At 29.2% G+C, this 20793-nt stretch carries 16 protein-coding genes and 1 rRNA gene; 11 read left to right on the forward strand and 6 right to left on the reverse strand.

Translation table 4 applies throughout. The features are described 5' to 3' along the window. A 16S ribosomal RNA gene (locus tag NW238_RS02820) occupies positions 1–84 on the reverse strand; the annotation flags it as partial. 417 nt (positions 85–501) lie between these two features. Then, positions 502–987, reverse strand: coding sequence for a thiol peroxidase (gene tpx / locus NW238_RS02825; protein ID WP_216505635.1), 486 nt, complete (start codon positions 985–987; stop codon positions 502–504). A 771-nt stretch (positions 988–1758) separates the two neighbouring features. Here tpx and NW238_RS02830 point away from each other — a divergent pair. From NW238_RS02830 to dnaK, 4 genes are all read left to right on the forward strand, one after another. Beyond that, positions 1759–3300 carry an endonuclease gene (locus NW238_RS02830; RefSeq protein ID WP_258451779.1) on the forward strand — a complete coding sequence of 514 codons (1542 nt, stop codon included), beginning with the start codon at positions 1759–1761 and terminating at the stop codon, positions 3298–3300. Positions 3301–3395: 95 nt separating this feature from the next. Further along, positions 3396–3893 carry an MAG0490 family ComEA-like DNA-binding protein gene (locus NW238_RS02835; protein WP_216505633.1) on the forward strand — a complete coding sequence of 166 codons (498 nt, stop codon included), beginning with the start codon at positions 3396–3398 and terminating at the stop codon, positions 3891–3893. Then, positions 3818–5209, forward strand: coding sequence for an MAG0480 family ComEC-like protein (locus NW238_RS03630; RefSeq protein ID WP_373422556.1), 1392 nt, complete (start codon positions 3818–3820; stop codon positions 5207–5209). Before NW238_RS02835 ends, NW238_RS03630 begins: the two co-directional genes overlap by 76 nt. A gap of 76 nt (positions 5210–5285) precedes the next feature. Further along, complete coding sequence (dnaK, locus tag NW238_RS02845) at positions 5286–7055, forward strand: molecular chaperone DnaK (protein ID WP_216505631.1); 1770 nt, start codon at positions 5286–5288, stop codon at positions 7053–7055. Positions 7056–7091: 36 nt separating this feature from the next. Here dnaK and NW238_RS02850 read toward each other — a convergent pair whose 3' ends face one another. After that, positions 7092–8678 (reverse strand): hypothetical protein, encoded by a 1587-nt coding sequence (locus NW238_RS02850; protein ID WP_258451780.1) that lies wholly within the window; start codon positions 8676–8678, stop codon positions 7092–7094. Between the two features lie 187 nt (positions 8679–8865). On the opposite strand from NW238_RS02850, the gene NW238_RS02855 reads away from it, so the two are divergent. From NW238_RS02855 to glyA, 6 genes are all read left to right on the forward strand, one after another. Next, positions 8866–10539, forward strand: coding sequence for a glycosyltransferase family 2 protein (locus NW238_RS02855; RefSeq protein WP_216505629.1), 1674 nt, complete (start codon positions 8866–8868; stop codon positions 10537–10539). 84 nt (positions 10540–10623) lie between these two features. Then, positions 10624–11847, forward strand: a complete 1224-nt coding sequence (locus NW238_RS02860; protein WP_258451781.1) for a replication-associated recombination protein A — start codon at positions 10624–10626, stop codon at positions 11845–11847. Further along, positions 11837–12793: a phenylalanine--tRNA ligase subunit alpha gene (pheS, locus tag NW238_RS02865; RefSeq protein ID WP_216505627.1), complete on the forward strand. Its 957-nt coding sequence runs from the start codon at positions 11837–11839 to the stop codon at positions 12791–12793. The genes NW238_RS02860 and pheS overlap by 11 nt, the downstream gene beginning before the upstream one ends. Further along, positions 12780–13484 carry a uracil-DNA glycosylase gene (locus NW238_RS02870; protein ID WP_216505626.1) on the forward strand — a complete coding sequence of 235 codons (705 nt, stop codon included), beginning with the start codon at positions 12780–12782 and terminating at the stop codon, positions 13482–13484. Before pheS ends, NW238_RS02870 begins: the two co-directional genes overlap by 14 nt. Beyond that, positions 13456–15633, forward strand: a complete 2178-nt coding sequence (locus NW238_RS02875; protein ID WP_258451782.1) for a phenylalanine--tRNA ligase subunit beta — start codon at positions 13456–13458, stop codon at positions 15631–15633. Before NW238_RS02870 ends, NW238_RS02875 begins: the two co-directional genes overlap by 29 nt. A 9-nt stretch (positions 15634–15642) precedes the next feature. Continuing rightward, entirely contained in the window at positions 15643–16896 is a 1254-nt protein-coding gene (glyA, locus tag NW238_RS02880; protein ID WP_258451783.1) for a serine hydroxymethyltransferase, read from the forward strand. Positions 16897–16999: 103 nt separating this feature from the next. Here glyA and deoC read toward each other — a convergent pair whose 3' ends face one another. Genes deoC through deoD form a run of 3 tightly spaced genes read right to left on the reverse strand, consistent with a single transcriptional unit; the run spans position 17000 to position 19687 of the window. Beyond that, on the reverse strand, positions 17000–17662 hold the full coding sequence (deoC, locus tag NW238_RS02885) for a deoxyribose-phosphate aldolase (RefSeq protein WP_216505623.1): 663 nt from the start codon (positions 17660–17662) through the stop codon (positions 17000–17002). 14 nt (positions 17663–17676) lie between these two features. Next, positions 17677–18975: a pyrimidine-nucleoside phosphorylase gene (locus NW238_RS02890; RefSeq protein WP_216505622.1), complete on the reverse strand. Its 1299-nt coding sequence runs from the start codon at positions 18973–18975 to the stop codon at positions 17677–17679. A gap of 1 nt (position 18976) precedes the next feature. After that, positions 18977–19687 (reverse strand): purine-nucleoside phosphorylase, encoded by a 711-nt coding sequence (gene deoD, locus NW238_RS02895; protein ID WP_216505621.1) that lies wholly within the window; start codon positions 19685–19687, stop codon positions 18977–18979. Positions 19688–19970: 283 nt separating this feature from the next. On the opposite strand from deoD, the gene NW238_RS02900 reads away from it, so the two are divergent. Next, positions 19971–20780 (forward strand): Cof-type HAD-IIB family hydrolase, encoded by an 810-nt coding sequence (locus tag NW238_RS02900; protein ID WP_216505620.1) that lies wholly within the window; start codon positions 19971–19973, stop codon positions 20778–20780. The last annotated feature ends 13 nt before the right edge of the window (positions 20781–20793 follow it).

Here is a 20793-nt window from a genome sequence, read left to right on the forward strand (position 1 = left end):
AAGTACAAAAGTACTTCGCTCGACATGCATGTATTAGGCACACAGCCAGCGTTCATCCTGAGCCAGGATCAAACTCTCGAAAAAATTGACTTCGTCATGTTTATATATCTAGTTTTCAAAGAACAATGCGTTATTTATAAAACGCTTAATAATAATATCACGCTTTCAAATAAAAACCAAATATTTTTTTAATTTTTTTCGGTCATTTTCGTCAGGTAATTTAACTAACATATGCTAGTGATTATTATTTTAATATAGTTTAGATTTTTACAAAATTTTTTTATATTTTTTTTATAACAAGAACTTCTAGTTTTTATAATATATTAATATTAAATTTAATATTGTACCTTATTAATGTTTTAATTATTTCTTTATCAAATAAACTTTGCTAAATAAATTATTGTCAATTCCTAATTCGAATTATTATCGAATTAATAATTAATGGTTCGAATAAAAAATAAAAAACAGCGCGAAAGCGCTGATTAAAAAATTAGTGTTTAACTATTTAAAAAATTCGTAAACTTTTTCGTAATTAGGTTCATTACTAACTTCTTTAACATACTCAACATGTAATACTTCGTTATTTTCATCCAAGACGAATACGGCCCTAGTCAATAAACCAACTTCGTCTAATTTTGTTCCAGTTTTAAGACCAAAATCATTATATCTAAATTCGCTAAGCGGAATAACTTTTTTATTATCACGAGCAGTGCATCAACGAACAAAAGCGAATGGTAAGTCATAAGAAATTGCCAACACAGGGTAATCTAAATTTTTAAAATAATTCATAAACTTTGTAGTTTCCATTTCACAAACGCCCGTATCAATTGAAGGTATTGAAATAACTAATTTCTTTGATTTTGGTAAATCATCAAAATTAAAGTCACTTAAATCTAAATTAACAGCTTTAAAAGTTGGAAATTTATCTCCCACATTAATTTGTTTACCTAAGAGCTCGACAAGTTTTGATTTAAAATTTACTTTCATTTTATCTCCATTTCTATCCTTATTATACATGCATTGCGCACAGAGAAGACACCATTGCAAATAAATAATTAGTCATTTTAAGTATTATAAGACTATTCAACAACACTATTATTTATTAGATATTAATTTTGAAATGTCTAATTTACAAATATTGTGCTTACTATTTTAAATATAAAAACAGCAATAAACAAGAAAACAAAATAAAAGCAAAAGTGCATTGTGCGTAAGTTTGTTTAGCTTACCAAAACGATTACAAGTACTTTTCAAATCAAAAGTTTACGTATGACGTATCCTAAGGTATTTATTTGCATAAACAAAAAAATAAAATAAATCATTGCCACCAACCATACAGCGAGTTGTTAAAACAATTAATCAAAAGAGCTGTATTGCATTTTGGGTTATACGCAAAATTGCTCAGAAATACAAATTCACAAAATTAAATATTCAAGAAAAGGTCGAACACATAAAAAATAACAATTTAAGTAATCACCAATTTTACAATTTTGGAAATTATTTGATATTGTTTAAAACGATATTATAAGTTTGTCTCTTTAAAAATATTGCCTTCGCCCAAAACACGTTATTTAACGGACTCATGTAAAAATATGGAAAAAATATGGAAATTTATTAAAATATTATGGCAATACTTAAAAAATGAAACTATATAAATCCATAAATGTATAATTTAGAAGCAAATATATCAAAATATTTATAAAATCTCATTTCGAGTCCCATTATTTTTTTGATGCTAATGCATAAAGGAATTATTATATGAAAAAATTAAATAAATTTATACTATTGCCGCTAGTAGGTTTTTCATCAGCTGCTTTAGCAGTTGTATCCGCAGCTTGTCAAAAACAGGATAATCAAAATGAAAAATCAATAATTAGCGGTAAAACCAATCAAACCGAAACAAATAAATATGAAGTTAAGTTAAGTAAAATTGATTCTGAATTTGCAAATTGAGCAATGAATGTTGATAACATCTTTAAATTAGAATCATCAGATACAGATGTGCTTAAGGAATTACAAGGTCAAAAATTATTTTATTCTTACTCATCTAAAGCGATAATCGTTTCGCCAGACAGACCTAAAGGCGGGACAGAATGAAATCAAGCAAAAAAACTTTTTGTTTTAAAACAAAATCCTTCAAATACAAGTTTTCAATTTTGTAGCATAGACAGCGACGAAAAAAACCCCAGCGATGAAATCGCATTTAATATTGACGGAAATGTATTAACTTTAAAATATAAAGCAAGATATTATAAAGGAAAAAACGCTCCAAGTCTTATTTCCGAAAATGTTTATGAAACAAAATTTAAAATAAAAAACGGAGTTTTGCTGGACAACGCAACACCCCAAACGAACGTTAACCTTTCAAAAAATAAAGAAAAAATTAATGGTTCTTTAAATGAAAAGTTAACTGATATTAAAATTATTGGTAAATTTAGCGATCAATATCCTGATTTAGTTGCTCCTTCAATCACTAAAGCAACGTCAATTAAATATGATTCACATGACAAATTTTATAGTTCTTTAGAGGGCAAAAGTGGTCAACAACTAATTGATGCCTTAATGCAACTACAACGTCAACACCGTAATTCCACTGGTGAATATGGAGATTTGCACAGAACATATCGCGATGCATTTGTCGATAAATATTATGAAAAAGATGGTTCGTTACTTGATATGTATGAAGAAATTCCAAATGGAAATGATAAGTATACTTATTCGTTTAATAACAATGGAACAACTGCTGCAGGCGAGGGAGGCGGATGAAACCGCGAACATATCATTGCTCAATCCTGATTTGGTAAAGAATCTCCAATGAGAAATGATGCTCACCACGTTTGGCCAACAGATATTCACGTTAATGGCAAACATAGCAATTACCCATACGGAAATGTAAAAAGCGGTTGAACATCAATTAATGGAACTAAGGTTGGAACTGGCGTTGATGGTGGATATGTAACCGAAGTGATTAATGAGTTCAAAGGTGATGTGGCTAGAGCTATTTTGTATTTTTATCTAACATATAATGATAGAAATATAACTCAAAAGGGTGTTGCAAGCAGATTATTTGATAGTTCAAATAATAATAAAATTAAAGCACACTTTTTAAATGAATTATTAGAATGAAACGATAGAGATTCAATCACTCAGTTTGATTTAGACAGAAATAATGGAATTTACAAACACCAAAGAAATCGCAATCCTTTTATTGATTATCCCGAATTAGTCGATGTGGTATTTAGAAATGATACACAATATGTATTCCACGATAAAGGTATTGCTAAAGAATTAGTATTCTAGAAATAAGCGTAGGCTTATTTTTTATTTTTTTACTCAATAAATGATAATTATTTCCTTTTTTCCGGGACTGATTTGATTTTTACCTAATTAAAAGTATGAGAAAAAAGAGAATTACGAAATATTTACTTGGGGTGATTTTATTATTTTTCGGAGCTTTAACAATCTCTTTAGTAAACGACCAAAGGGTAATAAAGGTGAATGAATCTAAGAAAAAAACCATTATTGTAAATGTGAAAGGCGCAGTAAATAATCCCGGAGAATACGAAATAGATGTAGGAACCAAATTTATTGATATTTTAAAAATTGCTGGCATTACAAATGATAGTGATTTGTCAAAAGTTCCAATTGATAGTCATGTCGACAAATCCTCAACCATTGAAATACCATATAAAAAATCTACGTCAAATAAAATTCACTGGGATAGATTGAATACAGTAGAACAACTGATTGAAAGGGGAATAAAAGGAAAAATTGCATTAATTATCATAAACAATAAGAACAAGATCGGTAAACCAACTTGAGAAAAAATTGCATCATTAAAGGGTATTGGGCCCGCAAGCATCAAAAAATTAAAAACTATCATAATCCTATAGCATCATGAATAATCAGTTTTATGATTCCTATTTTTTTACATTTATCAATAACTTCGTTTTACTTAAGGTATTTATGATTAATAATTTTAAGCTTATCTTCTATTTATCTACTAATCATTAGCAAGAAGTTATTTTTATTAGCTGTTCTATTAGTAATAATTTATTTATTGCATTTTGCTCGCTGAAATAATAATGAAAATATTACTATAAATGAGCAAATTACATTCAATGCTCGTATCGTTAAAACTTCAGAAAAATACACAATAATAAGTTACAAAAATGTCAATTTGCTGTTTTATCAAAATAAATTTAACACGGCCGAAAACCTATATGCCGGCAACACCGTAGAAATAAAAGGCATTCCAAGAATAAACGAGGAAAAATATAATGACTTTTTTAATAAACAGAATATAGATTTTTTATTGGAGAAACCAATTGTCTTAGAAGTAAAAAAACCAAAATTATCTATTGAAAATTTAATAAATAATTACTGTAAAAATCAACCAATACTATTTCAAAAATATTGAAAATTAATAATTTTTGGTTCTAATGACAATGTGAATGACATAAAACAAAACGCAATTAAATTGAACATAATCCACTTGTTAGTTATATCCGGAATTCACTTCGATTTAATTTATAAAATATTTACAATATTTATCAATAAAATTAAAAATAAAAAAATGCAAGTTTGAGTAAAGGTATTATCATTAATAATTTCATTTTATTATTTGTGTTTAATACCTAATTTTATACCCCCTCTAAGAGCGTTCATAATGTATATATTTAAAATTTTTAAAAAGAATAAATGAATCGGTTTAGCCACATCTTCGTTAATAACTTTTTACATTAATTTTTATCTTATATATAATTATTCTTTCATTTTGACTTACTCAGTTACATCAATAATTATGTTAATTAATAATTTAAAAATAATTAGGAACCGAAAAAATGTTTTTTTCAAATATTTATTAGTTTCATTTTTGATTTCCGTTTTTACACTACTATTTAATATAAAATTTAATAAATCAATTAATCTTTTAGGAATGATATGAGTAATTTTATTTACTCCTTTAATAGAATTTGCGTACTTGGGTTCTGTGCTTTTTTGGTTTAGTCCACAATTTTTATCGTTTATATATGAATCTTTAGATTTAGCTATAAATTTAGCCGTAAAACTTTCTCCAATTTTAATCCTAAACATAGAAATTAGCGAAGTTTCTTTATTAATATGATATGCATCTTGAGTAATTATTTTACTAATTGTACTTAAACATAGACTTTTTTGAAAAAAAGCAAAAAAAATTAGCACTTAAAATATAAGACTGCTAATTTGTGGTAAAATAATTATGTAAATATATTCGACAAAATAAATTGAAAGGAATTTTAATTATGGCAAAAGAAGTAATTATTGGTATCGACTTAGGTACTACTAACTCTGTTGTTTCTATCGTAGATAATGGAACGCCAGTAGTTTTAGAAAACCTTAATGGTAAAAGAACAACACCTTCAGTTGTTTCATTTAAAGATGGAGAAACAATCGTTGGTGAAAACGCAAAGAATCAAATTGAAACTAACCCTGACACAATAGCATCAATTAAGAGATTAATGGGTACAAAACAAACCGTTAAAGCAAACGGAAAAGAGTACAAACCCGAGGAAATTTCAGCAATGATTCTATCTAATTTAAAAAAATACGCAGAAGAAAAAATTGGGCACAAAGTAGAAAAAGCAGTTATAACTGTTCCAGCATACTTCAATAACGCACAACGTGAATCAACAAAATTAGCAGGTAAAATTGCGGGTCTAGAAGTATTAAGAATAATTAATGAACCTACTGCTGCTGCATTAAGTTTTGGTCTAGATAAGACCGATGAAGAAAAGAAAGTTCTTGTTTTCGACCTTGGTGGTGGTACATTTGACGTTTCTATTTTGGAATTAGCAGACGGTACATTCGAAGTATTATCAACCGCCGGAGATAACGAATTAGGTGGAGATGATTGAGATCATGCTATCGTTAATTGATTAGTTAACAAAATCAAAAAAGAACACAATTATGATGTTACGGAAAATAAAATGGCAATGGCTCGTTTAAAACAAGCTGCTGAAAAAGCAAAAATAGATTTATCTTCATCAATGGTTGCTCATATTTCACTACCTTTCTTAATTTTCATTGAAGGGCAAGCCCCAATTAACGTTGAAGCTGAATTAAAACGTAGTGAATTTGAACAAATGACCGCATCGTTATTAGAAAGATGTAAAGCACCTATTGACAGAGCACTTAGTGATGCTAAAATATCATTGTCTGAAATTAGTGATGTTTTACTTGTTGGGGGTTCAACAAGAATGCCCGCCGTTCAAACACTAGTTGAAACAAAACTAGGTAAAAAACCAAATAAATCTGTAAACCCTGATGAAGTTGTTGCAATGGGAGCTGCAATTCAAGGTGCAGTTTTAGCCGGAGATATAAGTGATATCTTATTAGTTGATGTTACACCTTTGACTCTTGGAATCGAAACAGAACACGGTATCGTTGCTTCATTAATAGAACGTAATACGAGAATTCCTATTACTAAAACCAAAACCTTTACCACAGCCGCTGATAATCAAACAGCAGTTACAATTCATGTAGTACAAGGTGAAAGAAAATTAGCAAATGACTGTAAATCATTAGGTATGTTCAACTTAGATGGTATTGAACCAGCACCACGTGGAACAGCCCAAATTGAGGTATCATTTACTATTGATGCCAATGGTATTACCACAGTTTCTGCTAAAGACCTAAAATCTGGTAAACAAGAAAGTAAAGTAATCAAAAATTCATCAAAATTAAGTGATGAAGAAGTAGATAAAATGGTTAAAGATGCTGAAGCAAATAGAGAAGCCGACGAAAAACGCACCCAAGAAATTGAAACAATTGTCCGTGCTGAATCATTAGTTTCTAAAATGAAGCAATCTTTAGAAGAAAACAAAGATAAAATCAACGAAGAACAAAGAAAAATATCGGAAGAAAAAATTTCAGAACTAGAAAAATTATTAGAATCTAAGGATTACGAAACCTTAAAACAAAAACTAGATGAAATTGACAAGGCATTCGAAATGATAAATGCCGAAATGCAAAAACAAGAAGATCAAGGCTTTAAGGAAGAAGACGCAAAATAATAAAATGTCCACTTTTAATTAAAAGTGGACATTTTATTATTTAAAATTGTATTTAACTAGTCGTTTCTTAACAGAATCGTAAACGGCGTAATCAAAATCTTTGTTTATTTTATTTATTGGTAATACAATAATAGCTTCATCGCTGTCAAATTTATTATCATATTTTGCATTATGATTGGTTTCTTTTTTATTGATGTAAAGTAGGGAATAGTCAACTCTTTTATCATTATTTAATTTATTGTTTGGATCCAAATTGAAAACAGCTTTAATGTATTTAACATCATCACTATTAAAAGTAGTAGTGGTTCAACCCGCTGCATTTAATTTATTGTTAAAACTAAACAGTAATTCTGCTGGAATTGATGAATTAATATCATTTATTTCCATATTTTTGAATTTGATAACTTTTGTCGGATAATGTACACTCGGTGTTGCTGGGTGTCCTTTATAATAAATTTTGTATTGTGGAAATAATATTTTTAGCACTTCTGAGTACAAAAACAAGCCTTTTTCGAATTTGTTGTGAGTTCCTAAAATAATTAAAGAATTTTCAGGATCGAAATTTTCTTCATACAATGAGTTTGATAAATTGTAATTATTTTTCATTAAAGTTATTTTTTCATTAGACTTAGAAATTTCACTAAAAGCCTTTCCTAAATTATTGTCGGTTATATTAGGCAAAATAACGTTATTAGTAAACAATTTGAATTCATCTGTTATATTACTATTATCGACCAATTTAGAAAAAGTATATTTATTTGCAATCATTGATACATTTTTGGAATCGTACATCTTTAAACCAAATGGACTAATTTGACCTTGAAATTTTACATTAAAGGGGGTTCAAGTTCAATAATTTATAGATTTAGTTCGCAGAACTTGTTCAGTAAGATTCTTTATATATTCTTTGTATTCTAGTAATGTATTATCTGGTTTATGATTATTAAATATCTTCAGTGTATTAACTTCCGTAAAACTGCCATCGGTAAGAAGATAAAAATGATAATTTTTTACGTTACTTAAGGTAATAAATAAGAAATATAGATATGAATTATAATCGTTGATGTAGAAATTTATTTTTGCCTCCGGGTTTTTGTCTAAAATACTTCTTGTAAGCAATAAAGTTTTTTCAATTCCATTATCGTATTTACTAACTATATGTTTTGAAGTATCATAATTAATGTGATCTTCTTTAGAAACAAAAGGGTTTAAATACTCATTTTTTGGGAAATAATCATAATTTAAACTTAGATTCCTATCAACTCAAATATATGATGGTATTTCATCATTTCCTTGGCTTTGTTTAACATGGTGGATGTATTTAAAATTTGGATCATTTAAAATGAGACTTGTTTGAAAAATCAACACAGGCATTGTACCCGTCAAAAATGCAATGTTATATTCATTTGATTTTTTGAAACTATAATCAACATTAAAAATATTATTACCCAAATTATTTACATTTATGTTTTTACTGATAATATCAGTTTGAACTTCTACACTAGATGTAGATTTTTTATTATCTATTTTTACATTTTTATTGTTTGCACACGTAGATGCAACAAAACTAGAAAATATTATTTGTGTTGTTATCAAAACAGACAATAATTTTATTTTTTTCATATTATCTCCTAATCGCCATTATTAAATACTACTAACATAAAAATGTAAATTTCCATAAATTTGCCTCACAATTAATAAAATATAAAATCAATTAAATAAATTATACTCCAACTAAAAATAGGGGAAAAAATTAATATTTAGCTTTTCACTTCGTTACAATAAAAATCAAATAGTGTAAAATTATTCTATGAAATTAACTGATGAAAACAACATTCAATATAAATCCTACAGATTAAATAGAAAAAAGCATTTTATTCTATCTATCATTTTAAGAATACTGGTATTCGCGAGTTCACTATCACTTAGCTGATTAATTGTATACAAACTAGCAAATTATAACGCTCTGATTAGTGATTTACCATCAGATTGAAGATTGATTGTACTATTTTCATTTCTGATGTTGTTGAATATTTTTACCATTGACTTATTCGCAACGTTTCTTATGAGATTTTTCTTAGGGCTTGCTTTTTTCCTATCCTTTAGAAAAACAAAAAATAAAATAAGAAAAATTGATGTCACCTCTGTAGCAGATGCCAAGATAGCATTGCTTTATCCTACTAAGGATGATTTTTCGTCAGAAGCCGTGTTGGAATCGATAAATCAATCTTACAAAAACATCCATTTTTTTATATTAGATGACTCGAAAAAATCAAAATATATTTCAATGATTGATTCGTTTATACAACAAAATCAACATCTAAACATCACGGTTATAAGACGTGAAATTAAAAAAGGGTTTAAAGCTGGAAATATAAACAACTTTCTATCATTGTACAAAAATCAATTTGACTATTATGTTTGATTGGATTCTGATGAAAAATTATGTTTTGACTTCGTAGAACGATGTCTACAATACTTCTATTACTATTCTAACTTAGGTATAGTACAAGGAAATCATAAATCAGATACTCCTCAAACACAATTTCAAAATTTATTGTCTCGTTGCATTCCTTGAAAACTTCCAATAATAAATGAATATTATAATTTTATTGGTCACTCTTTTTTATATGGGCACGGTGCCATGATTTCTAACGAGACCTTATCAACCATGGATTTCAAGATTCCAGAAATCGTAATCGAGGACATAGCAACCTCTATTGTCGCAAAAAGTAATAAATTTCAAACTATTTTTGCTTCCGAGTTAGTAAATACCGAGGAATTCCCAGTTAGCTTCAATGCATTCCGTGTAAGACAACTAAAATTTGTAAGTGGAGATCATGACCTGTGATTCAGAGTATTTATTAGAAAAATAGGTCGCCACAACAATATATTCAGTATGTTTCAAATTCTTTCAAACATTTCTCTTTCAAACGTATTATTTTTAGTTTTTAACTTATTAATTTTAATATTTCAAATTATTTCTAATGTTTTTAGTGTAGCTTCAAATATAGACTTAAACTTTTATTTTGGCTTCAAGTATAACATTTTTATCATTTTACTTATTACTGGATCTTTTATTGCGTCGCTAATCCCGGTATTTATTCATATTGCAATAGTATCTAAAAGAAAATGATTAGTACCATTTCAAATTATTTTTTACCCTGTCATAACATTTATCATGTACACATCTCTTCTAGTTGACTGTTGAATTAAAGCGTTTATTACAATTTTTGGTATAAAAGCAAAGTTTGTTACAACACCAAAAACTAATGAAAAAATTTCTTTTGGTAAAAAAATTTTAGCTAACATAATCCCTATTTCAACATTATTAATTATCGCAACATTACTAATTGTTAATTTTGTATTTGTTCATATAATTAGCCTTTATTTCATAGTTTATTTGACAGTAACCTTTGTAATACCAATAATTTTTCGTGTTTTATTCTCGTTGCTTTCAAATATGAAGATTAAAATAAATTAAGCCTAAGTCGGCTTATTTTTTATTTTGTTTTAGGAATTTTTAATTTTTATTATTTTTAATTTTTTTATAACTTAAAATATTATTATGAATAATTTAGCTAATGAATTAAGACCCAAAACCCTAAATGACATAGTAGGTCAAAAAAATATTGTTAATTTACTAAAAAAAGTTGTTGAAAGCAATATGTATACAAGTTACATTTTTTTTGGTGAATCAGGTGTTGGTAAAACCTCGACAGCTATTGCTTTAGCTAATGATTTAGGTTTAAAATATGCTTTATTTAATGCTAGTGTAGATAACAAAAATGAATTAATTACAATGATAAATAATAATGACATAGTTATCATTGATGAAATCCATAGATTAACCAAAAACTTGCAAGATATCTTACTTTCTTATCTTGAATTTGATAAAGTGATAATTTACGCAACAACAACTGAAAATCCTTATTTTAGAGTCAACCCAGCATTAAGAAGTCGAATGCAGATTTTACAGTTCAATAAATTAGATGAACATGACGTTTTTGAAGCGTTAAAAGTGGTTATTAAACAAAACTACCCAGAATTAAACATTAACGATGATAATATTTTATGTTTAATTAGGTATTCGACCGGAGATTATCGGTTTTGTTTGAATAATTTACAAATGCTCGCAACATTAAGCAACGGTCAAGAAATTAGCGAAGATATTATTAAGACATTAATACCCAACATAAATTTTTATGTCGATAAAGACTCAAACGCGCACTACGATCATTTATCAGCATTTCATAAGTCATTACGAGGTTCTGATGTTGATGCGGCATTATATTGAGGGGCAATAATTTTAAAGAGCGGTGATTATCAGGGCCTATTTAGACGTTTAACTGCTGTAGCGTATGAAGACATTGGTCTTGCAGACCCTAATGCTTCATTACGTGTTGAAGCAGCTTTAAATGCCGTTGAGCGTTTAGGGTTTCCAGAAGCCAACATACCAATTTTCTATTTAATAACCCAATTGGCACTTTCCCCAAAAAGTTCATCTACATACAAAGCAATGAACAAAATGATTAATTTTATTGAAGAGGGTAATATTTTTGAAGTACCTAAACATTTGAAAGATTCGCATTTTACTTCCGCATCTAAACTTGGCTACGGAATTGATTATAAATATCCACATGATTACCCAAATTCTTGAGTTAACCAAACTTATTTACCTAAAAAAATTGAAAATATGAAGTTTTTTACTCTAAGTGAAAACGATAATAAAAAAACCACTGATTACTATAATCTAATAGCAAATTGAAAGGACAAAAAAGATGAAAATTAATATTGAAGAAATTAATACATTTGAAGAGCTTAAAATAGCCAAAAACAAAATCTATGGAAAAGAAGGAGAATTAGCTCAGTTACAAATTAAATTAAAAACAGCTCCAAACGATAAAAAAAGAGAAATCGGTCAACAAATTAACAAAATCAAATCAGATTATGAACAATTATTTCAAGAAGCTGAAAAAAAATTAGAAGACAAAAGAATAGACAACTTAGTTAATAATACATTTATTGACGTTACTCAACCTACTATAACACCTGGCTCATTGCACCCTATCACAATTATTGAAAATAGAATGCGTGATTGATTTATCCAAAATGGATATTTTGAATCTACAGCAGGTGAAATTTGTTCTGATTACTACAACTTTGAAAAATTAAATATGCCATCCGACCACCCAGCAAGAGCAATGCATGACTCACTATATTTGAACCCAACAACATTACTGAGAACACACAATACCGGAATTAGTGCTGCGGAACTAGAAAAAAATGCAAATAAACCACTGAATAACTTCGCAATCGGAAAAGTTTACCGTAATGATGAAGATGATGCAACTCACTCACATCAATTCACTCAACTAGATTTTGTGAGCGTTGGTAATGTAAGCTTCCCTAATCTTATTTGAACTCTAAAATCTCTATTGAGTTATGTTTTTGAAGAAGAATTAGAATTAAGATTAAGACCTAGCTTTTTTCCATTTACAGAACCAAGTGTTGAAGTTGATATTTTTTACAAAAATCGTTGAATTGAAGTTTTAGGTGCTGGAATGTTGCACCCAAATGTAATGAAATTAGCTGGTTATGATAACAAAAAATATAATGGGTTTGCAGCCGGTGTAGGAATCGAAAGAATAGCAATGGTTAAATATGGAATTAAAGATATTCGGGAGTTCTATACAAACGATTTAAGAACACTCAACCAATTTAATGCCGAAAAATAAATTTGATACTTTTCTAAATATTGAGAAAAAGAAAAACTACTTTATAGAACTTCAATCCAAACTTAGACAAGAAGAAATAAATTACGAAATCTATCCAGCTGAAAAAGATAGATTTAGAGCATTAAAATTCTTTGAACCAGAAGATACTAAATTGATTATTTTAGGTCAAGACCCATACTATCTGGCTGGACAAGCTGATGGTCTCGCATTTAGTACAAGACAAAACAAATGCCCTCGTAGTTTAAATAATATGCTTAAAGAACTAATTAAAGATTATCCAAATTCAATTATTGAAACCTATTCACTCGAATCGTGAGCTAAGCAAGGAATTTTACTAATAAACACAACTTTGAGTGTCAGAAGTAAAACTCCAAATTCACATTCAGCTCTAGGATGAGACATATTTGTTAAGAATTTAATTAAATATGTTATTGGATTTAATCCAAAGGTACTATTTGGTTTATGAGGGAAACAGGCACAAGATTTTGTTAAGGAATTTATTGATTTAAAATTAATTAGCCGAGACCAAATTATTGCTTGTTCTCATCCGTCGCCTTTATCATATTCACGCTCAACAAATAGTTTTAAAGATTTTAATTTCTATAAAAAAGTAAATCAAAAATTAACCAAACCAATTGATTTTAGTTTGCGAAAGGAAAATCATGATAGTAACATTAAAAGAATTAAATAAATTTTTGCCAAATAAAAAACTAGATTTGACAGTTGAAAAAGCCATTAATAATCTTGGATATGAAGTCGAATCAATTGCACCACTTAGTGATGTTGAAGGAGTTAAATTTGCCAAAGTTATAAACGTATATGCAAACCCAAATTCTAAAAATTTAACTGTTGTAGAATTGGAACTTGCGGATAATAAACAAATCACAATACAAACAAACGCGAAAAATGCGAAAGTCGGTTGTTATACTACCGCATTTGTTGAAGGAGCTTCTAAAGGGGGCGTCGTTTTTGGTACTAAAAAAATAGCCGGGATAGAATCACAAGGTATGCTTTCAAACTTTAATGAGTTAGGGTTTGATATATCTAAATTACCTTTTAAAGAAGAAGATTTAATGATGCTTGAACAACCATTGCCATTAGACATAGATCCTGTCGAATACTTTGGATTGGACGACTACATTATTGATATTACAACACCCGCTAATCGTTCTGATGCTAATTCATATTATGTGTTAGCCCGTGAATTGGCGGCATATTACAATACCGAATTTAAATGATTCGATTGAGATAACAAAAAAATAATTAATAAATATAAAACTAAGATTTCTTCATCTAAACATCGGGCAGATTATTTGGCTTTTATGGAATGTAAAACATATAAAACTAATACAAACCTATTAGATATGCTATTTTTGGCAAAACACGGAGTTGAGGCGAAGAATATTTGAGCTGTAGATATTTCTAATTTAACATTGCTTTACACTGGGGCACCGACACATGCATATGACAAAGACAAAATTGGTAATAAACTTACTTGTCAAAATTATACTGGTAAGGTTAAAATACTTGGTGATAAAGAAATAGAAGTCAATGACACACTGGCTATTTTCGACGAAAACAAGTTAATTTCTTTAGCATGCGTAATAGGTTGCTCCGAAACCTCTGTAAAAAATGACACAACTCACATCGCGTTCGAAATTGGTGTTTTCGATTCAAAAAAAGTTCGTCATGGAGCCAAAGAAGTAAAAATTGATTCTGCTTCATCGATTCAAGGTGGTCGTGGTGTTAATGCTCATATCTTACGTTTTGGAATGAAATATCTTCAATATAAAGCTTTTGTAGATAAACACCCATTTAGTAATGTTATTGGATTACCTAAATCAAGATTGGGCAATAGTGTTTTACAAAATCGTAAAAAATTGGCACTTTATGCCAACACAGATTTAGGTGGCCTAAAAGTATTTGAAGATGTGGAGAAAAAACTAAAACTAATAGGTTTTAGAATGGATAAAAATAGAATAGTCGCACCAAACTATCGTAAAGATATTCAAACATTCGAAGATATTATTGAAGAATATTTCAGATTTTATGGCTACACAAATTTCAAACCGCTTGCACCGTATTTGATTCCTTTCAAAGTTGATAAAAGAGATATTTCAAAATCATTACTTCAGGCAATGGGTTATAAAGAAGTTAGAACCTTTACATTGGATAGCATTTTAAATAACTACTTAAATCCATTTAGTTTTGAAAATACAATTAAATTACAAACATTTGTTTCAAAAGAAAGAGAAGTTATTAGAAACTCAATAATCACTTCAATGTTACAGGTTGCTAACTATAACATAAAACGTAAAATTGATAAAATTAACATTTTTGAAAAAGGAATGATTAACAATAATAAATACGTAATAGGTTTAGTAACAAATATTAAAAGTTTTACAGAGTTAAAACAAGATATTGTTAATTATTTAAAAACGCCAAATCTTGTTTTTGTCCCATTTATAGATAATGAGTATATTCATCCAAATGTATCTGCAAAAATAATACTTAACAATGAAATGATTGGTTGAATTGGTAAGATTCACGCTAGATACGCAAAAGACGATTTATGAGTTGCAGAATTCAAAGATGTTAAATTAAATACTCAATTAATTTTCAATGAATATGATTCAAGTCCATTAAAAACATTAGATATCACATTTGAATTAGGTAAGAAAGAAAATATAGGGAATAAAATTGACGAAATCAATTCAAAATACAATGTTTTCGAGATTGAACAGATTGACAAATTCGTTACAGATGAATGCAATAAAATAACAATAAGAATAACTGCAGAAAGCAATATCATTGACCAAATTAATAATCAATATAATTAAGGGGTGCACATGTACAAAAAAATAGTATTAAACGACAAAATCATACAAAAAGCAATCAACAATGAAGTTAAACGACAAAATGAACATATTGAGTTAATAGCTTCTGAAAACTATGTTTCCAATGATGTTTTAAAAGCCGTGGGAAGTGTTTTAACAAATAAATATGGTGAAGGTTATCCCGGAAGAAGATATTATGGTGGGTGTGAAAATGTTGATGTAGTTGAATCGCTAGCAATTGAACGACTAAAAAAATTATTCGGTGTTAAATTTGCAAATGTCCAGCCTTATTCGGGCTCGGTTGCAAATGCTGCAGCATTAGCATCGGTTGCAAAACCAGGCGATAAGATAATGGGACTTTCATTAAATTCGGGTGGACACCTAACACACGGATATAAGATTAGTTTTAGTGGTATTTTTTATGAATCAATACCTTACGAAGTCGACAATAACGGCGTTTTAGATTACGATAAAATTAAAGAACTAGCAATCAAAGAAAAACCGGCGGTCATTATATGTGGTTATTCTGCATATCCTAGAATCGTTGATTTCAAAAAATTTAAAGAAATAGCCGACGCTTGCGGAGCAAAACTAATGGCGGATATAGCTCATATCTCGGGACTGATAATTGCTGGTGTCCACCCTTCTCCTGTTGGTTATGCAGATATAATTACATCAACCACCCACAAAACATTAAGAGGAGCGCGTGGTGCAATCATTATGACTAATAATGAAGAAATAGCTAAAAAGATTGATAGATGAGTTTTTCCAGGTTATCAAGGTGGTCCTCTATTTCATGCTATTGCCGGAAAAGCCGTTGCTTTTGGTGAAGCACTGAAACCAGAGTTCAAAGAATATGGGCGTCAAATTATCAAAAATGCCAAAGATTTCAGTGAGTGATTTACAAATAAAAATATAGAAATAGTATCAGGAAAAACTGAGAATCATTTGTTTACCATCAATGTTTATAAAAGCTATAAAATTACTGGTAAAGATGCAGAAATCTTACTTGGTAAATTTAATATCACAGTCAATAAAAATACTATACCAAATGATGAATTAAGTCCAATGGTTTCATCAGGTATAAGAATTGGTGTTGCAGCAATGACTTCAAGAAAATTTACAAAATGATTTAAATTAGCTTCAATTATTGATACAATCTTGACTGAACACGACACAATTTTATCGGACAAAATTAAAACGAAAAATATTATTAATGAAATTAAAAAATTAACCCAGGAATTCCCAATAATTACAGAATACTAAATAAGGCACTGCCTTATTTTTATTACCAGAAGCATTCAAATAACGGTAAATTAGTTAAAAAGAGTATAAAAAAAATAGGGTATTGCGCCCTATTAAAAAGTAATTAGTAACCTTCGTTAGAATCCTTACCTTCAACAATAGCAATTGAACGACTTGTACCGAATCTATTTGCTCCAGCTTCAACCATTGCAATCATATCAGCTTTGTTACTGATTCCACCAGCTGCTTTGATTAATAAAGTATCTCCGCAGATAGATTTCATAATTTTTACATCTTCTAATGAAGCCCCACGTGTTGAAAATCCTGTTGAAGTTTTAATGAATTCAGCACCTGATTTCATAACGATTCTTGTAACTTCTTCAATTTCTTCTTTAGTTAATAAAGCTGTTTCAACAATAACTTTTAATGTGTTTTTGCCGCAAGCTTTTTTAACTTCTTTAATGTCGTTTAGAACATATTCGTATTGGCCTTCTTTCATTTTACCAATGTGAATAACCATGTCAATTTCATCTGCACCAGCTTTGATAGCCTCTTGTGCTTCAAAAGCTTTAACATTAGTTAAACAAGCCCCTAATGGGAAGCCAATTACTGATGTAATACCAACACCGGTGTTGGCTAATTTTGATTTAGCGTAAGGTACTCATGATGAGTTAACGCAAATAGTTTTAAAATTGTATTTAATTGCATCTGCAATTAGGTTGTCAATGTCTTTTTGTGTGGCATCAGCTTTTAAATATGTGTGATCTATCATTTGATTGTAGTTCATTTTTTTCTCCTAAATTAGCTTAATTTAGCCAATATAATTTTGTTTTCAACTTGTTTATCGTTAAATTTATATGCTGAAGATAATTCTTCGACAAGTTTCAAGTCAATTGGGTTTGAAGAGTATAGAGTGAATAAAACATCACCTTTTTTAACAACTTCATTTGTTTTTTTATTTAATGTTATTCCTGCTTCAAAGTCGATTGAATCTTCTTTTCTGGCACGTCCAGCCCCTAATTTCATTGCAACAACACCAAAAGTTAATGAATCAAAAATTTCTAGGTAACCTTCATTTTGAGCAATAACTTCGTGTTTGTATTTAGGTTTTCAGAAAGCTGATGCATTTTTTAGGATTTCAGCATTTCCTCCTTGAATAGTTACAAATTCATAGAATTTTTCCAAAGCTTTTCCATTGTCAATAACTTCTTGAACTCTCGCTTTAGCTTCTTCGTAATCTGTACAAATTTTAGATTGTAAAAGAATGGTTGCACAAGAAGATTTAACCAATTCATTGAAGTCGTGAGGTCCCTTACCTTGTAATGTTCAGATAGCTTCAAGAACTTCATTTTTGTTTCCGATTTCTCTACCAATTGGTCTGTTCATGTTAGTTATTTCAGCTCTAACATCAACATTAAGCTCTTTACCAATTGAAATCATTGTTTTAGCCAAATCAATTGCTTCTTCTTCATTTTTCATAAACGCACCATTACCACATTTAACATCTAGTAATATTGCATCTGAACCAGTAGCTAATTTTTTAGACATAATTGATGAAGCGATTAATGGAATTGACTGTACGCAGTTAACAACATCTCTTAATGCATAAAGTTTTTTGTCAGCCGGTACTAATTGACCAGTTTGTCCGATAACTGCAATACCGTATTTTTTAACTTGTTTAATAAATTCTGCTTCAGTTAATTCGAATCTGAAACCAGGGATTGATTCTAATTTATCTAAAGTACCACCTGTGTGTCCTAAACCTCTACCTGACATTTTAGCAACTGGTGCACCACAAGCAGCAACAATTGGGGCTACAGCTAAAGTTGTCTTGTCCCCAACTCCACCAGTTGAGTGTTTGTCAACTTTGATTCCTGGAATTGAACTTAAGTCAATAACATCTCCTGAAAGCATCATAACACGTGTGAATTCGGCAATTTCTTCTTTAGCCATTCCATTAAACATAACAGCCATAATAAATGCTGCCATTTGGTAATCTGGTGTTTCACCAGAAACATACGAAGAAATTAAATAGTTTATCTCTTCTTTTGTAAGACTTTTATTTAGTCTTTTTTTTTCGATTAAATCGACTATACGCATATTATTTTGCTACTCCTAAAGCTACTTTCATCATATTAGTAAATGCAGTTTGTCTTTCAGCAGGTGATGTTTCTTCATGTGTAACCAAGTTGTCAGAAATGGTTAATAAACAAGCAGCTTTTTTACCTAATTTTTCAGCATTAGTAAATAATGCTAATGATTCCATTTCAACACATGCCGACTTAGTTTGATTAATTCTGTCTTCAACAGTTAAAGTTGAGTAGAAAACGTCTGATGAGTGAACACGTCCTTCAGCTAAATCAATACCTTGAGCTTTAGCTGAAGCTCTCAATTCATCATTTAGTTGAGCAGATGGTAATGCTAAATTAGACGCAAATTCATCTCCTAAAACTAATCTTCTGAAGTGGTCACTATCAGCGTAAGCTTCAGTAGCTAAAAATGTTTGATATAGAGGTAAGTCAGCAACGTAAGCGCCTGCTGAACCAATTCTAATAATTTCTTCTACATCGTAAAATGCAAATAATTCATAGCTATAAATCCCGATTGATGGACAACCCATACCCGATCCAGCAATAGAAACTTCCTTACCGTTGTATTTTCCTGTGTAAATAAACATATTTCTAACAGTGTTAACTAATTTATAACCTGGTTCCAAAAATGTTTCAGCAATAAATTTTGCTCTCAATGGATCTCCGGGCATTAAAACTGTTTTAGCAATTTCGCCTTTTTTGGCGTTAATGTGTGGTGTCATATTTTCTCCTTCTAATTTTATGATTTGAAAGCGATGTTAAACCTGATAAAGTGTGATTTATATAGTACACGTCTTTCTTATTTTAATATAAGTAAAACTTATATACTAATTTTACCACTTTATATATAAATAGTATTTTTGATTAGTAAAAATAAGTTAAATAATTCGGTAAAAACCGGAAACGTTTCTATTTTAATCTTAAATATTACTTATTAGAATGAAAAATTATCCAAATTTTAAAAATAATGTATTATTTATTAGCATTTAGCAGAAAGGGGCTTTTATGAAAAAGAAACCAATAGTATTTAGTGATGTTGACGGAACAATCTACACAAGCAATGGTTACGTCTCAAACTACAATTTAAACATAATTAAAAACAACGAGTTAAGTTTCAATATCGCAACTGGAAACCCAATTTGTCCTAAGATGTTCAAACTTGCAAAACTTGTTAATGCTGATTACATAATCGGTTCAAGTGGTGTTCAAATTTACGATTTTAAGCGTTACAAATTCGTAAGAGAAGAATTCATTAACCCAAAAGTTGTTAAAAAAATCTTTGATATTTTTAGAGAACATAAAGTTTCAGCAGCCGGCTGAAGTTCAGATGCTTTTTATATTTTTAAAGAAGAAGATAAAGAGTTTTTAAACAGAATTTACTTTAGATATGAAACATTTGACCAATTTGAATTATATGAAGGACAAGACATTAAAAACGTTTCGAAAATTGAAGTTTATTTTGAAACAACCGAAAATGTTGATGAATTAATCAAATTATTAAAAGGTTTAGATGTTAAATTAATAAAAACACATATGAACCTTGAAATCTTACCTTACGGAGCATCAAAAGGTAGAGCGATTTTATGAATGTTAGAAAATATATTCAAAAACTACTCAAACAATGACGTTATGGTTATTGGGGACTCAGAAAACGATTTTTCAATGTTTAAACGTTTCAATTATTCATACGCAATGGATAATTCAAAAGACATAGTTAAAGAAAAAGCAAAATATGTAACCAGATCAGTTCAGGAACATGGTTTAGGTATTGCGATATTAGATTATTTATCTAAATTTAACTCATCAAAAGAATAAAACATAATTTATA

Source organism: Mycoplasma zalophidermidis (assembly GCF_024742155.1).
Lineage (GTDB): Bacteria > Bacillota_I > Bacilli_A > Mycoplasmatales > Metamycoplasmataceae > Mycoplasmopsis > Mycoplasmopsis zalophidermidis.